The organism is Levilactobacillus hammesii DSM 16381 (assembly GCF_001434395.1).
Lineage (GTDB): Bacteria > Bacillota > Bacilli > Lactobacillales > Lactobacillaceae > Levilactobacillus > Levilactobacillus hammesii.
The window spans coordinates 178,327-191,964 of the sequence record NZ_AZFS01000064.1 but is presented as its reverse complement, the minus strand read 5'-3'; the positions used below and the strand labels follow the sequence as shown (position 1 = coordinate 191,964).

Sequence of the window (13,638 nt, the reverse complement as noted above, 5' to 3'; positions counted from 1 at the left end):
ATGTTAGAATGAAGCCATGGAGATGATACCTTATGGCAATAAAATGTGAACGTATCTATACAAAACCCGCCGATTTGGACGGTTACCGGGTGCTCGTCGACCGGCTGTGGCCACGCGGAATTTCCAAGGTTAACGCGCAACTGGCGTCCTGGGAAAAGGAAATGGGCCCGACAACCGAGCTCCGGAAGTGGTTCAATCACGAGCCGGAAAAGTTTCCAGAATTCAAAAAACGCTACGTTGCCGAGCTTGAAGCTAACGCAGCGTTACCCGCCTTTTTGGACTTGGTTGCTGAACAGCTCAATACCCAAGACGTGATCTTATTATACGGCGCCAAGGATCAGGAGCACAACCAAGCGGTGGTTTTAAAAGCCTTTTTACTCAAACGTTTAGCTGACCGAGTGCCCGCTGCACGGCTGACAGACTAAGGTCACGGGTACTGGCTAACCTGGCATCCGCACGTGGCAGTGGCTGCGCGTTGATCCCAATCGTAAAGCACCCCGCCGTCTTAGCCGCACGTACACCGGTAGTGGTGTCCTCAAAGGCCACACAGTCCTCGGGGTGCTGATGAATCAGCGCGGCCGCGGCCAGGTACACATCGGGTGCTGGCTTGCTGGCCTTGAGGCTTCCCGCCGGCACAATCTGTGGAAAATACCGATCGAGACCCAGGTGGGCAATCTCTGCGGGGGCATTGGTCGAGGCTGAAGCCAAGGCCATGGGATACCCAGCCGCAACCAGCTCGTCCAGAAAAGCCGTGACCCCCGGTAAGCGATTAGCCGGGGTCAGAGACGCCACATACTGGCGATACAACGCGTTCTCGTGATCCGTGAGCCGTTGCTTCTGTGCTGGCGTAAAGTCGCTCTGACGTCCCACAGAGGCCAGTATGGCTTGCAGAGAATCCGCGCGACTCATTCCCGGTAAAGTAGCCGCCAGTTGATCGGTCCACGGAATCTGGAGTTCTTGTGCAACCGTTTGCCAAGAAGCCAAATGGTACTGCCAAGAATCTGCCAACACCCCGTGGAGGTCAAACAGGAAGCCACGAAGATGACGTGGTTGCATTTTCCTCTCCCCCTTATGAAAGCGTTTCAAATTTAAATCTATTATACACCAAAATAAAATGGTTCACCGCTTTAAACTATGCGGTGAACCATGGTTAATTTAGCGAATTACGATAACTGAAACGTCGGATTTCTTGGCCAATCGCAGGCCAATCGCACCCGGATGCCCGTGACTAGCGAAGTCAACGTCCGCCCCACAGACGACGAGATCCGGTTTGAATTCCGGAATAATCTTTTGAAGAACCACGTCATCGACGTCGCCATCCTCGGCCACGATGGACCGCACGTCCTCGACACCAAACGCGGTGGCTTGGTCGGCATAGCCCTTGACGATCGCCTTTAGCTCATCTCGCTTCTCGTTGAGCTTATCGGGCATCAACGATTCATAGATACTGATGTCGTTACTTTCCAGTACGGACGCAATGCCCAGGTGGGCCCGGTAATCCCGCGCCATCGTCATAGCGAACCGAAATGCGCGGCTCGTTGACGGCCGATCATCCTCGTCGATCGTGATTAAAATTCGCCGAAAAAATAGTGGATTGTTACTTTCGTCTGCCATAAAACCCCTCCTGCAGTGATTGGTGATCCGGCCCTATTGTATCATACCTGATTAAAAAAGTACTTTCTTGGCTTAACTAGTAGCCCACCGGTTGGATCCGTTCAACCGTTATGGCTTTCTAGCCTCGCCATGAAAAAACGCCCTCCAAATTTGGAAGGCGTTTTTGGTTTGATTTCGTCATTTTGGGTGCCGCTGAATTTTCTCTAGTAAAACCAGCGGCCTTCGAAACGTGTTCTCTCGGGCAGGTTCCTGCGCTTAACACGCCTAAGCACCGGCCCGGTTCCACCGGGCGGGCACTTAGTCCCGTTAATGCTCAGAACCTAACCGCCCTCTTTTACACTCTATCTCGCGTGATCCGGTGACAAGATCATCGGTCCACGAACCGCACGTGGCAATTCGACGGTAATCCGCCGAACCACAACTGGTTGTGGAACCACCACTGGTGCTGGCTTTGGCTTGGCTGCCAACATGTGCCAGATTGAATGCAACAGCAAGATGCAGACAAACATCAGTGGGAACCCAGCGATCGTTGACACGGTTTGAACGGTCTTGAAGCCCCCAACCATCACAATCCCGAAGGAGAAGATGATAAAGACAACGACCCAGATCATCCGGTTCCAACGACTTGGTTCCTGACCGTCATCCAAGTGAAGACTGGTAAAGGATGACACGATGAAGGCGGACGATGAAATCGTCGTTGCCAGGAAGATGAAACATGAGATACAGTACAATGCCAAGATAATCATCTTAAATGGCAACGTGGCAATCACCGTGGCAACCACGGCGGCTTGACCCTGCGTGTTTAAGATGTGGACCAAGTTGACGGCCCCGGTTTGTTGGAGCCACAATGAGTAGCCCCCGAAGATAGCATAGAAACTCATGCACCCTAAGGCACCGTAAGTGAGCATCCCCACTAAGACCTGACGAATCGTCCGGCCCTTGGAAATCCGGGCAATGAACAGTCCCATGACGGGCATGTAGGATAACCACCAGCCCCAGTAGAAAATGGTTTCCTGCTGAGCGGTACTATCCCCACCGTTAGGCATCGTGTTCGTTGACATAGCAATAAACTTTTGGGCCATTAACCCAATACTATTGGTTTCAGAATTTAAAATATAAACCGTGGGCCCGATGATTAAAATAATGGCTAACAGACCCAACGCCGTCCAAATGTGAGCGGAACTCAAACGGTTAATCCCACCATTTAAACCATGGAATACCGTAACGGCAAACAGAATAAACAAAATGATAAAGAGTTCAATTTTAAGCATGAGGTTATCTTGAACCCCAGTCAGCCGGCTGAGTACTTTGGAAATAATCGGAATTTCCATCCCGACGGACGAACCGATCCCGCCCATAATCCCAAAGACCACTAAGAAGTCGACCACGTGCCGTGCAATGACTTTTCCTGTGCTGTCACCCTGAAGACTGGTGATCGCGGCACTGACTCGTTGAACCTTGGCGTGCTTCACGTACAGGACGTAAGCAATCGCAATCGTTGCTGGTGCAAACATCATCCAAGCCATGGGGCCCCAGTTGAACTGCCCCATCATGTGGGCAGCACTGTAGGCGTTACTTGAAAATGGCTTAAACCCGAAGGCTGGGTGTTGCAGGTACCGCAGTGGATCAACGATAGACAGCATCAAAATACTGGCATCGATCGCCGTGGCGAAAACCATTGACCCCCACTGAAAGTTACTGTAATGGGGCTTGTCATTGGCATCACCCAACTTAATTTTACCAAACTTACCAAATGCTAAATACATAAAAAATAAGAAGTTGATCACGTACACCATCATATAGGCCCATGACATGCGAGTATCAATCCAGTTCAATAGAGAACTCAGAGTGGTTTGTAATTGGTTACCACCTAAGATAAATAGCAATGACGCGAGAATAAATAAAACGATGGTTGGTACGAATACTAACTTATCAATATTTTTACGCGCTAAAATAAATAATCCTCCTCATTTGTTTCCTGGGAGCGAACTCCCAGCGGTCATGCTTCGAAGAGATTGTACGAAAAAAGCGCTAATACATGGGTCGTCACACGAGCCACCTGTACAGCGCCATTACGGTTACATACAAATTGCCTACGCAAATCTCTTTGAATCAATATCCAAAGTCTATTATACGCGGACACTAGGATTAGTAAAATCTTGCTGATGGATAAGAAATTTCTTTCGGAATTAAAGCGTTTACATAGCCAATGGCTATTGCATTCTAAGAATTTGATTAGAATTTAGGTGATAGCTTAACTCTTTGTGTTAGTCAAGCTTTTCTGGCCACTTTGCCTTGGCAGCGGCATTTCCAGTGGGACCGTTGTCAATTTCCTTGATGGCGTGAGCGGGATTCCCCACCAATACCACGTTATCACCGAAGGACTTCGTGACGACGGCGCCGGCACCAACGACGACATTATTCCCTAACGTGACACCAGGTAAAACCGTCACGTTGCCACCGAACCAGGCGTTATCACCAATCGTGATTGGTGCCCCCATTTCAACATCATGGACCCGAGCCATCGCATTCAAGGGATGAACCGGTGTGTACAGCCCGACATTGGGACCGAAGTAGCAGTGCTCGCCAATCGTGATTGGGCAGGTATCCAACAAAGTCATGTTGTAATTACCATAAAAATGATCGCCAATGTGAATGTTCCAGCCGTAGTCGTATTCCAACCCAGCTTCAACGAAGAAGTCATCCCCACTATCCGCGATCAACTTGCGATAACCGTTGTTTCGCTGCGCGTTATCATCCAGTTGATTGACTGCGCGCAGTTGCTTTCTCGCAGCGACCCGCCGTGCAATTAATTCAGCATCGAATTGATCATAGGGCTGACCCGCCGTCATTTTTTCCCGTTCTGTTGTCATTACATCAATCACTCCTCTTGTATTCCATGATAACACTTGCCACGGGCTTTCCCCAAAGAGGGCATCTAGTCCGCTATGGGGCAGTCCCCTGTGGAAAGGTTTTGAACCCCTAAGTTAGATGTACATTCTCACCTGCGGCTACCAGAGATTCCGGCTGGGGGACCGCCGGCGGCCTGAGAAACGGTAAGGCGGCATTTTAAAGTAATATCGCCGGTATTTTAATTTTCATCTTGATTTTCTGTATCATTGCGTCTTACGGATGGTTACAACCCACAGTGACGTAAAAAAGGAATGAGCTAAACGCGCTCATTCCCAGCAGTTTATTTGTAAATTAATCACTCACGATCCCCTATTGGCGACCCCGTTAGGCATTTTCACTAACCGTGTCACCCGGCATCGTCTGTTCACGCAAGATCCAGGTAATCCCGTAAGCGTCCACGACCTGCCCCATCTTGCCCCCGGAGCTCTGTTCACCGAAGGGACTGATGACCTTCACGTCGGACTTGAGAAGCCGTTGGTACAGGCCTGCCAATTCCTTCACGCTGGCGGAGTCGTCCGCATCCACGTCGATCATCAGTGAAATCAACGTGGAGGACGTGGGCTGACCCATCAAGGCATCGGCACACTGAATGTCCAAGCCCAGGATCTTAAACCCACCACTCATGGTCATTTCGTCTAAATTAACCGTGGGTGCTAACCCAAACTGTTCGACTTCCTCGGCCGTCGGGCTGACCCGGTAGGCGTTGGTTGCCCCAAAGACGCTCTGATAATACGCAATAGCTTCTTTGGCGTTTTCAAATTCCAGATATGGAATTAACTTTGCTTGCATCGTCGGTACCCCATTCATCACATAATTTTGAAACAAATCGATTGCCTAGTCACCGCTAGTCCGGTGCTAGTCTTCCCGATTAGATTAGCCGCATTTTATCCCTAGCTGGTATTATACCCTTAATCACCTTAAAACGGTAGGTCACGCAACCCTTTCGCAATGTCAGCGAGCGATTGCTCAGCCGTTGTATGCTTCAGCGGTGCCTGTGAGGATGCCGCCTGAGGGTGTTTCGCAGTCGCCGAACTAGCCAGTGCTGCTGGACGCGAAGCAACCGGTTTGACCGCAGCATGGTGGCGTTCTTGCCCCATCCCATCCATGGTCTCGTTTAACAAATGATCCACGAACACATTTCCTTGGTTGGTCGCGTGTCCCTTGGTCCATTGATAACTGAGCTGTGTAAATTGTGGCAACAGACGATCAACGTCCTGCCACAGCTCGGCGTTGGCCAACGGCCCCGCGCTTCGCTTCCAGCCACGCCGTTTCCAGCCAGCTAGCCAGCCCTCAGTAACGGCGTTCAAAACGTACCGGGAGTCTAAGACAAAGACAATGCTGGTCTGATTCTGGTTTAAGTCGACTAGCTTCTGGAGCGCATTACGAAACGCCATGATCTCCATTCGATTATTGCTGGCCCCAAATTCACCATCGGATCCCGTCACAACATCAGCGGGAAGTTCAATGCGATAGGCCCAAGCGGCCTTGTCGCCGGTTCTCACGTGTCCACCAGCGACATTTCCGGTGTTTCGCGAGCCACCATCCGTGTAGACGGTGATCGCCGCAGAAACGGGATGAGCAGGTGTCGTCGTCCGGGCCGCTTTACTGGCCTTGGGCGCACTCGGCGTTGCCTGGCCCTGCATGAAGGCGTCTGCAGCACTCGCCGACGTGAAGCTCTTATACTGGGCCCCGGAGAAGCCGGTGACCTGTGCTTGGGTTTCCGCCCAAGTTCGGTAGATACCGGGCTTGCGACCGCGGCGAACTGCGTAGTATTTCTGTGCCAAATTCATTCCTCACTTTCAACCTAGTCTAAGCTAGTTTACCATAGTTTGCCGCATTCTAAATAAATCCGCTATTACGTGCTTTATGAAGCCGATACCATCCTAACTAGGGCCTTAAAAACTTTTTCTGCCCACGACCACCATAAACCTTAAAAATCAATAATTTTAAAGTGTAAATTGTTTCCATAACTTTTAGATTATGCTAATCTTGTAAGTGTGAGTAATGGCCGGAGACTGTCATTTTTACTTATTTTTCCAAATTTTTAAGGGGGTTTTTGATGAAGAATCCAATCCATGCGTCCATGATTACCGTCGACCAAGCCCGCGCGATGCTTAAGGACCAGCGTGAACAACGTGACGAACGTTTTCCACAACTGGCCACCTCCGGCCAATATATCTTACCAGACTATCGGTTAACCCGTAAGCGCGAGGCCTTTAAGATTCGGCGGCATACTTTTTTAAAGAAACATTTCCGTTCCTACGTCGCCTTTGATTCCGACAACGGACAAACTTTGTGGATTCACAATTTTCCGAGTTTGTCCGAGGCCTGTTTCTGGCTAAACACTGGCTTGAAGCCCAACGATACGGACTCCGCTGGTTCTTACCAAAGTTGGAAAGAGGAACACGTCGCCGAGATTGAGGCGTTGAAGGATCAACTACGCGCCCAACACCAAGAAAAGAAAAAGCCCGTTGTGGCACCCAAACCGGTTACCGTAACGACCGTTAAAAAAGTAAAGCGTGCGAAGTCTAAAAAATAACAACTTTACGCGAGAATCTCTCCATTCCTGATACTAGGAAACGGGGAGATTTTTTTGTATTCAAATAGGCATCACGATCCCCGCCTCAACCGGAATGACCGTGATGCCTGTTTGGTTATCTAAAAATTAATTTATTTTAAATTCAAGTGGACCTGTTTGGGATCGGTCTTCACAATCACGTTACCGTGGTGAATGGAGTATAGCACTTCTGAGCGCTGATTTAAGGCGTTGTAGAAGTTGTCATTGTTCATGATGACCAAGTTGGCCGGCTTGCCCTCAGCGATGCCATAATGGTCGCTGACGTGCATGGCCTTAGCTCCGTTAGTCGTAACGAACTTGTAGGAACCCATGATGTCATCGTAACCCATCATCTGAGTCACGTGAATCCCCATGTGGAGCGCATCCAGCATGTTGCCGTCACCCATAGGATACCAAGGATCCTTGATGTCATCTTCACCAAAGGCCACATTAACCCCGGCCGCATTTAGTTCCTTAACCCGGGTTAAGCCACGCCGCTTAGGGTACGTGTCAAAACGACCACCCAAGTGGGTATTGATCAGCGGGTTAGAAATCATGTTGATGTGTGACATCTGCAATAGGCGCATTAGCTTGTAAGCATAGGCGTTGTTGTAAGAGCCCATGGCCGTGGTATGGCTAGCCGTCACTTGGTCGCCCAAGCCAGTCTCCAAGGCCAAGGTAGCTAACGTTTCAAGGCCACGTGAGGCAGGATCATCGATTTCGTCACAGTGGGCATCCACCAGCTTGCCATACTTTTGCGCTAAATCAACGGCAAAGTGCAGAGATTCCACGCTGTATTCTCGGGTAAACTCAAAGTGTGGGATAGCCCCAATCACGTCAACACCCAGCTTGGCCGCCTGTTCCATTAATTCCTTACCGTGTGGGAATGACAGGATACCCTCTTGTGGGAAGGCCACGAGTTGCAACTCGATAAAGTCTTTGACCTCATCACGAACCTGAATCAAGGCCTTCAATGCCGTCAAATTAGGATCGGTGACATCCACGTGGGACCGAACAAACTGAACCCCGTGGCTTGCCTGACGTTCCAACGCTTGGCGAGACCGAGTCTTAACGTCTTCAATACTCAACGTCTTCTTCCGTTCGGACCAGATACGAATCCCGTCAAACAGCGTCCCTGACTGGTTCCATTCGGGATCGCCCGCCGTCATGGTACTGTCCAAATGAACGTGTGGATCAACAAATGGCGGTAAAATTAATTTCCCCTGCGCATCGATCACCTGTTCATTGTCTTTAGCCGTTAAGTGATCGGCAATTGCCGTAAACTTCCCGTCCTCAATACGAATATCCTGTGGCTGCTGTGCGTTTTCGATGAGACCTTGTTGAATTAACATGCGCGTTAACCTACCTCCTACACTTTTTCATCAGATTAGTAAAAACCGGGAATGGTCAGGCCGAGCAAAAGCAGCGTGCTGTCGGCAACTAACCCCAGTATCACGGCAATAGCACTCACCGTAGCTGGGACCAGACACCACCAGGGTCCCTTTCTACTGGTCCGAACCAACCCTACTAAGCTTATCACAGTTAGTCCGAATCCGAACAATAAAGTCACGGGTTCATGGGGAAACCACTGATAGATTGTCTGAACAGCGCCAACCAGCGCATACCAACTGACCACAAATCCAACCAAACTCCAAGATAGTACCCACCATTGTTCACGTCTCATCCGTTTTCACCTCTACACGTATTTTCTAGTCAACCGGTCCCACCTACTCACGTTCAAACTTACGCGACTCCCCCTGAGTTTACGAGCAATTAGCCACCGTTAAGGATGTCAGTTAACCTCGAACCACCGACGCCTCCTCCCCGGGAGATCAGGCTTAGGCACGGCCGGCCCCGTTACAAATAAATTTATCGAACGGTGGAGTCGTCATTTCCAACCAGTCTATGCTATGCTGGAAGCTACAGTATTGATTTCGGAGGTTGATTAAACATGGTAAATTCATACCCACAAGCCCTCACCATCGCGGGTTCAGATAGCGATGGGAGTGCCGGCATGCAGGCTGATCTGCATACCTTCTTCGCGCGTCACGTCTACGGGGCTTCCGTCATGACCGCCTGTGTTGCCGGTAACTCTTATGGCATCCACGCCAGCGTGCCGATGCCCACCGACTTTATCGATCAGGAATTCAAGGACCTAGCGGACGACTACCACATTCGTGCCGCCAAGACGGGCATGCTCGCCGATTCCGAGCTGATCAATACCGTCGTCAAGAATTACCAAGCCGCCGACTTCGGCCCACTGGTGGTTGATCCGGTGATCATGACCAAGCACGGTAACCAGTTGCTGGAGGAGAGCGCGTTTAACACCTTACGGACCAACTTAATTCCGTTAGCAACCGTCCTGACGCCGAACTTCTTTGAAGTCGAAAAGATTGCAGAAATGACCATTAGTTCCGATGCTGACATGGAAAAGGCGGCACACAAGCTTCAGGACATGGGCGCCAAAAACATCATCGCCAAAGGGAGCCACGCCGATCCTCACCAAACCGTGGTGAAGGATTTCGTCCTACTGGCCTCCGGTGAGAGCTTCTGGCTGAGTGAACCCTACCACGAAACCGACCGGGTTAACGGGACCGGCGATTCCCTGTCAGCCTGCATCACGGCCGAACTGGCCAAGGGCACGCCCATGAAACACGCCATTGAGATTGCCAAGCAATTCGTCAACGCCGCAATTGGGTCCCCCATTGAAGTAGGCCACAAGTTTGGCCCCGTTAATCACTGGGCAGCCATGGATCGCGATTTTTCTTAAAATAAACTGAATGCCAAAAATAGCTAGGCCCCCTGCAATACGGTGGGCCTAGCTATTTGACTAAAGTTTAAAATACCTACACTAGTGACAATAATTGGCCTAAAACTGGGTAACCTGGTGGTCCTTTCGCCTTACCGGTCATTCCGATTACCACCGGTCGGGCCGCCACGTTCGGCCATCAACCTCACCGCCGAGCTGCTCGCTACGCCGATCCTGCTCGGCCACGACTTGTTTAAGTGCCAGCCAGAACGCCCGGTCCGTAAACTTTTCCTGTTGATTCGCCAACTGATCAATCTGTTGGCGCAACCATTCTGATTGTTCAGTCATCTTCTTGCTCCTTAATCATTGCCAAAGTGTCGGTCAGCTGATCGAGATGCTCGCGATTTTGGTCGAAGACGCTGGCAATCAACTGGCCGGTCGCCTGTTGCTCTGCCGGTAGCTGCTGGACCTTGTCAACGAGTCGCTGGGCAAACCAAGCCTGACGATTAGCCAAGCTATCCGGCTGAGGTTGCGTCAAATAACGCTGGTAATCCACAACTAACTGTAACTTTTCCGGCTCTTCCAAATAACTGAACTGATAGATTGGAAAAATCGGTAACCAGGTCAACTTCGCGCGTTGCGCCAGGGCCGCCAGAGGGGCTAACGCTGCGTCGAGGGTCAGGCCCTCGGCCCCGCCCCGTTGGAAAGCCGGTTCCGGCATGCCGGTGGTGACGACAATCCCCAGCTCCTTACCCGCCAACGGATACCGGTGATCGCCGTAGACAAAAGTCCGGGTGAGCACCGTATCCTCCCACGCCTTCAGACCAGCGGGAGCGGCGTACCAATACAGGGGGAATTGTAAAATGATGCGGTCTACTTGGCGTAACTGCGCTTGTTCTTGGGCCACATCCAGTTTCGCCTGCCCCTCGATGTGTTCCCAGATCACATTCTGGCTGGGCAAACTTTCCTTCAAGAATTGCTGACTCGTTGAATCTGCCAACTGGGGATGGGAGACCAATACCAACGTGGTCATGACTTCATCAGCTCCTTCACATTTTTTCATTAAGCCTACTGTAGCACACTTGCCTTGCATTCTAGACACTGTCTGCTCAAAGAAAAAAGGCCAAAAGAAAAGGCCCTTAGCAATTTGCTAACGACCAGTTGACTGAATTAACTTAAGCGACGATCAGAACCATCGTGAAATTTATCGCGCCGGGTTGCCAGATGCTTACTGTTCTTCCGGAAAGTTTCCCGGTTGTTCAGATACAACTGTCCGACGCCGGCCAAAATGATAATGAACAAAATAATAACTAGTGCTTGCATAGCAATTCCCCCCGTCAACTTTAGGTTACAGTTATATTATCTAAATGTTACAGGAATATTGCAAGCATTGTGTTATGAAAATAAGAAATTCTTGATATCTTGATATAAATCATTAGATTGTTTACTTAGTGGTCGTACGGGTTGACGATTGTTGGCTATCCCGTTTTTGTTGGGATTCCCGCTGTGACTGCCGTTTCTTCTGAGCTTTGCGGACCTGATTGGATACTTGATCGGTCGGGCTAACCGTCTTCTGACGAGACAGATTTGCCACTGGCGCCGCCAATAATAGAACAATCACCGCGGATAAACAATACACGTAATTTTGCCGTTTATTGCCCATCCCCTGTGTAATCTGAAAAAAATAGTAAATAATACAGATGGCCGAAAAGAAAACGGCGATTTCTGCCACGATGTGGATGACCAGCATGTCCATTGCCCCCTCACTAACTGCCTTTACTCTACTGGAGAGCTGGGGGCGCTGTCAACTTGTAAACCCGGCTAATCCGCGATTGACAGGGCGCGACGGCTTCTCTATAATTAAGGAGTTGTTGGTTAGACCTCATTAGGTCGCAATAGCTCAGCTGGATAGAGCAACGGTCTTCTAAACCGTAGGTCGAGGGTTCGAATCTCTCTTGCGACATCATATTTGGCGTTTGGGACAAAAGGTCCTAAATTTCAGCAATTAAAAATTGGTACTAGAAATCGTTTTGTGATTTTTAGTACCAATTTTTTCGTTACACATGGGGAATACCTACCTTAGCCACACCTTTAAAACGAATTTTGAGGATCACCCCCATACATATGGGGAATACGAGAACCCGGGGGGCCATGTCGGTCGCGACTAGGGATCACCACCATATGTATGGGGAATACCCATGAGTCATCACGCCTGACTTGACAATCAAGGGATCACCACCATATGTATGGGGAATACCATCCGAAACAAGCCCCCGCGTGCTGATCGGTAGGATCACCCCCATACATATGGGGAATACACTTTATCGGTCGGCATCCGAACAAATTCGCTGGGATCACCCCCATACATATGGGGAATACGGGAATGCCTGAGACAACGCCAGTACTCGTGTAGGATCACCCCCATACATATGGGGAATACGCTCACTAAGGGTAGCGGCCTTTTTTTCTACAGGGATCACCCCCATACATATGGGGAATACCTGACTATCTTTTGAAGGCTGATATAAGCAAAGGGATCACCCCCATACATATGGGGAATACCGTAGTTGCATCGCCGATGAGTCAAGCTGGCCGGGATCACCCCCATACATATGGGGAATACGGATCTTGCCGTCATAAACCATCATGGTGAGCAGGATCACCCCCATACATATGGGGAATACAAGCGGCGGGGCTGACTGAGCTAGTGACACCTGGGATCACCCCCATACATATGGGGAATACAACATAATCACTACTCCCTTCCTGATAGCTCAAGGATCACCCCCATACATATGGGGAATACACTAAACAAAAGCCGCCACACCAATGTTTGAAAACAGCTAAATCCCTGTTTTCAATTAACTTGTGTCTTTAGCATACATCAGGTCGGCCTCATCCACAATTGTCATTTCACTCATCCCAATGTCCACGAAATAAGTGACGCGCTGCAGATAATTACCTGCGGCGCGTCACTTGTTTTATACCTTTTTAATTTCAGCCATAAAAATCGTCGAATCAAAAAAAGGCCGGAAGTTTTCCGGCCAATCTGGTGTCTTCTTTAAGCTTCGTACTTGCCAACAACTGGTAGCTTGGCCAAAACTTTACGACCATGTGGCGACTTTTCATCGATAACACTGGTCAATTCTTGCCCCGCTAGATTGCCGTGATGCTTGCCGCCAGCCCAAGCATCCACGCCAGAAACATCATAGACAGTCCCGTCAATGGCGACGTAGGCCGGCTGACCCTGTTGACCATCAAACTTTGCTAATTCGTCCTTGGAAAAGATTTTTTCACTCACAACTACCACCGCCTCATTTATTTAGGTCCATCATAAACTGACTGAACCAACAACTCAAGCAATTCACCTTTCAGATGATAACTAAAGGACAGAAAAAAACCACCAACCGAAGTTGATGGTTTTTCACGACACGATTTAGGCTAATGTAAATTAGTCAACTACCGTAACGTTAGCAGCTTGTGGGCCACGGTCGCCTTGTTCTACATCAAGGGATACGTGTTGGCCTTCTTCAAGCGTCTTGAAGCCTTCACTGTTGATAGCAGAGAAGTGAACGAAAACGTCTGAGCCGTTTTCCAAAGTGATGAAGCCGTAACCTTTATCAGCGTTGAACCATTTAACAGTACCTTGTTCCATAAGAATGAAACCTCCATGCGCATAGCGCAATAATATTTGCATTTGAAAGCTGGGGTAAAAAGGAGCCATTCTTATAAGAACGTCGAGCCTTTAAAACTTCCGAACCATAAATACATTAACCATAGGATAACAGGTATTTCCCAGAATAGC

16 protein-coding genes, 1 tRNA gene and 1 CRISPR repeat array are annotated in these 13,638 nt (G+C 49.5%); of the genes, 4 read left to right on the top strand and 13 right to left on the bottom strand.

All coding sequences use genetic code 11. The annotated features are described in order from the left end of the window. Positions 1 to 32: 32 nt before the first annotated feature. A complete protein-coding gene (locus FD28_RS11305) occupies positions 33 to 425 on the top strand; it encodes a DUF488 domain-containing protein (RefSeq protein ID WP_057735151.1) in 393 nt (130 codons plus the stop codon). On the opposite strand, the gene FD28_RS11300 is transcribed toward FD28_RS11305, so the two are convergent. The 6 genes from FD28_RS11300 to FD28_RS11275 all read right to left on the bottom strand — a co-directional run bounded on the left by FD28_RS11300 (position 379) and on the right by FD28_RS11275 (position 6,311). Continuing rightward, positions 379 to 1,056 (bottom strand): beta-phosphoglucomutase family hydrolase, encoded by a 678-nt coding sequence (locus tag FD28_RS11300; protein ID WP_057735150.1) that lies wholly within the window; start codon positions 1,054 to 1,056, stop codon positions 379 to 381. The two genes, FD28_RS11305 and FD28_RS11300, sit on opposite strands and share 47 nt — an antisense overlap. A gap of 99 nt (positions 1,057 to 1,155) precedes the next feature. Continuing rightward, entirely contained in the window at positions 1,156 to 1,614 is a 459-nt protein-coding gene (locus FD28_RS11295) for a universal stress protein (protein ID WP_057735149.1), read from the bottom strand. A 341-nt stretch (positions 1,615 to 1,955) separates the two neighbouring features. Further along, complete coding sequence (locus FD28_RS11290; protein ID WP_420806201.1) at positions 1,956 to 3,569, bottom strand: BCCT family transporter; 1,614 nt, start codon at positions 3,567 to 3,569, stop codon at positions 1,956 to 1,958. 312 nt (positions 3,570 to 3,881) lie between these two features. After that, positions 3,882 to 4,487: a sugar O-acetyltransferase gene (locus FD28_RS11285; RefSeq protein WP_057735147.1), complete on the bottom strand. Its 606-nt coding sequence runs from the start codon at positions 4,485 to 4,487 to the stop codon at positions 3,882 to 3,884. A gap of 364 nt (positions 4,488 to 4,851) precedes the next feature. Continuing rightward, positions 4,852 to 5,316, bottom strand: a complete 465-nt coding sequence (locus FD28_RS11280; RefSeq protein ID WP_057735146.1) for a VOC family protein — start codon at positions 5,314 to 5,316, stop codon at positions 4,852 to 4,854. A 128-nt stretch (positions 5,317 to 5,444) separates the two neighbouring features. Next, entirely contained in the window at positions 5,445 to 6,311 is an 867-nt protein-coding gene (locus FD28_RS11275; protein WP_057735272.1) for a ribonuclease H family protein, read from the bottom strand. A gap of 275 nt (positions 6,312 to 6,586) precedes the next feature. Here FD28_RS11275 and FD28_RS11270 point away from each other — a divergent pair, with 275 nt between their 5' ends. Next, positions 6,587 to 7,066 carry a hypothetical protein gene (locus FD28_RS11270; protein ID WP_057735145.1) on the top strand — a complete coding sequence of 160 codons (480 nt, stop codon included), beginning with the start codon at positions 6,587 to 6,589 and terminating at the stop codon, positions 7,064 to 7,066. Between the two features lie 131 nt (positions 7,067 to 7,197). Here FD28_RS11270 and codA read toward each other — a convergent pair whose 3' ends face one another. Then, positions 7,198 to 8,436 (bottom strand): cytosine deaminase, encoded by a 1,239-nt coding sequence (gene codA, locus FD28_RS11265; protein ID WP_057735144.1) that lies wholly within the window; start codon positions 8,434 to 8,436, stop codon positions 7,198 to 7,200. A 599-nt stretch (positions 8,437 to 9,035) separates the two neighbouring features. Here codA and thiD point away from each other — a divergent pair. Continuing rightward, complete coding sequence (thiD, locus tag FD28_RS11255; protein ID WP_057735142.1) at positions 9,036 to 9,854, top strand: bifunctional hydroxymethylpyrimidine kinase/phosphomethylpyrimidine kinase; 819 nt, start codon at positions 9,036 to 9,038, stop codon at positions 9,852 to 9,854. A gap of 147 nt (positions 9,855 to 10,001) precedes the next feature. On the opposite strand, the gene FD28_RS11250 is transcribed toward thiD, so the two are convergent. The 4 genes from FD28_RS11250 to FD28_RS11240 form a co-directional block, all read right to left on the bottom strand. Continuing rightward, on the bottom strand, positions 10,002 to 10,181 hold the full coding sequence (locus FD28_RS11250; RefSeq protein ID WP_057735141.1) for a hypothetical protein: 180 nt from the start codon (positions 10,179 to 10,181) through the stop codon (positions 10,002 to 10,004). Continuing rightward, complete coding sequence (locus FD28_RS11245) at positions 10,174 to 10,866, bottom strand: NAD(P)H-dependent oxidoreductase (protein ID WP_057735140.1); 693 nt, start codon at positions 10,864 to 10,866, stop codon at positions 10,174 to 10,176. The genes FD28_RS11250 and FD28_RS11245 overlap by 8 nt, the downstream gene beginning before the upstream one ends. A gap of 137 nt (positions 10,867 to 11,003) precedes the next feature. Beyond that, on the bottom strand, positions 11,004 to 11,156 hold the full coding sequence (locus tag FD28_RS13355; protein WP_169788500.1) for a hypothetical protein: 153 nt from the start codon (positions 11,154 to 11,156) through the stop codon (positions 11,004 to 11,006). Positions 11,157 to 11,277: 121 nt separating this feature from the next. After that, a complete protein-coding gene (locus FD28_RS11240; protein WP_057735139.1) occupies positions 11,278 to 11,583 on the bottom strand; it encodes a hypothetical protein in 306 nt (101 codons plus the stop codon). A 139-nt stretch (positions 11,584 to 11,722) separates the two neighbouring features. Between FD28_RS11240 and FD28_RS11235 the strand changes: the two genes are divergently transcribed. Continuing rightward, positions 11,723 to 11,796, top strand: a tRNA-Arg gene (locus FD28_RS11235). A gap of 144 nt (positions 11,797 to 11,940) precedes the next feature. Then, positions 11,941 to 12,639: a CRISPR direct-repeat array (repeat unit 28 nt; unit sequence GGATCACCCCCATACATATGGGGAATAC). Positions 12,640 to 12,894: 255 nt separating this feature from the next. Here FD28_RS11235 and FD28_RS11230 read toward each other — a convergent pair. After that, positions 12,895 to 13,134 carry a cytochrome b5 domain-containing protein gene (locus FD28_RS11230; protein ID WP_057735138.1) on the bottom strand — a complete coding sequence of 80 codons (240 nt, stop codon included), beginning with the start codon at positions 13,132 to 13,134 and terminating at the stop codon, positions 12,895 to 12,897. A 150-nt stretch (positions 13,135 to 13,284) separates the two neighbouring features. Continuing rightward, positions 13,285 to 13,488, bottom strand: coding sequence for a cold-shock protein (locus tag FD28_RS11225; RefSeq protein ID WP_024746588.1), 204 nt, complete (start codon positions 13,486 to 13,488; stop codon positions 13,285 to 13,287). Positions 13,489 to 13,638: the final 150 nt, after the last annotated feature.

Bases quoted from the DNA above. Each gene is read 5' to 3' on its own strand.
- codA (WP_057735144.1), bottom strand. From the start codon at position 8,436: ATGTTAATTCAACAAGGTCTCATCGAAAACGCACAGCAGCCACAGGAT.
- FD28_RS11305 (WP_057735151.1), top strand. From the start codon at position 33: ATGGCAATAAAATGTGAACGTATCTATACAAAACCCGCCGATTTGGAC.
- FD28_RS13355 (WP_169788500.1), bottom strand. From the start codon at position 11,156: ATGCAAGCACTAGTTATTATTTTGTTCATTATCATTTTGGCCGGCGTC.
- FD28_RS11285 (WP_057735147.1), bottom strand. From the start codon at position 4,487: ATGACAACAGAACGGGAAAAAATGACGGCGGGTCAGCCCTATGATCAA.
- FD28_RS11270 (WP_057735145.1), top strand. From the start codon at position 6,587: ATGAAGAATCCAATCCATGCGTCCATGATTACCGTCGACCAAGCCCGC.
- thiD (WP_057735142.1), top strand. From the start codon at position 9,036: ATGGTAAATTCATACCCACAAGCCCTCACCATCGCGGGTTCAGATAGC.
- FD28_RS11300 (WP_057735150.1), bottom strand. From the start codon at position 1,056: ATGCAACCACGTCATCTTCGTGGCTTCCTGTTTGACCTCCACGGGGTG.
- FD28_RS11250 (WP_057735141.1), bottom strand. From the start codon at position 10,181: ATGACTGAACAATCAGAATGGTTGCGCCAACAGATTGATCAGTTGGCG.
- FD28_RS11245 (WP_057735140.1), bottom strand. From the start codon at position 10,866: ATGACCACGTTGGTATTGGTCTCCCATCCCCAGTTGGCAGATTCAACG.
- FD28_RS11225 (WP_024746588.1), bottom strand. From the start codon at position 13,488: ATGGAACAAGGTACTGTTAAATGGTTCAACGCTGATAAAGGTTACGGC.
- FD28_RS11280 (WP_057735146.1), bottom strand. From the start codon at position 5,316: ATGCAAGCAAAGTTAATTCCATATCTGGAATTTGAAAACGCCAAAGAA.
- FD28_RS11295 (WP_057735149.1), bottom strand. From the start codon at position 1,614: ATGGCAGACGAAAGTAACAATCCACTATTTTTTCGGCGAATTTTAATC.
- FD28_RS11240 (WP_057735139.1), bottom strand. From the start codon at position 11,583: ATGCTGGTCATCCACATCGTGGCAGAAATCGCCGTTTTCTTTTCGGCC.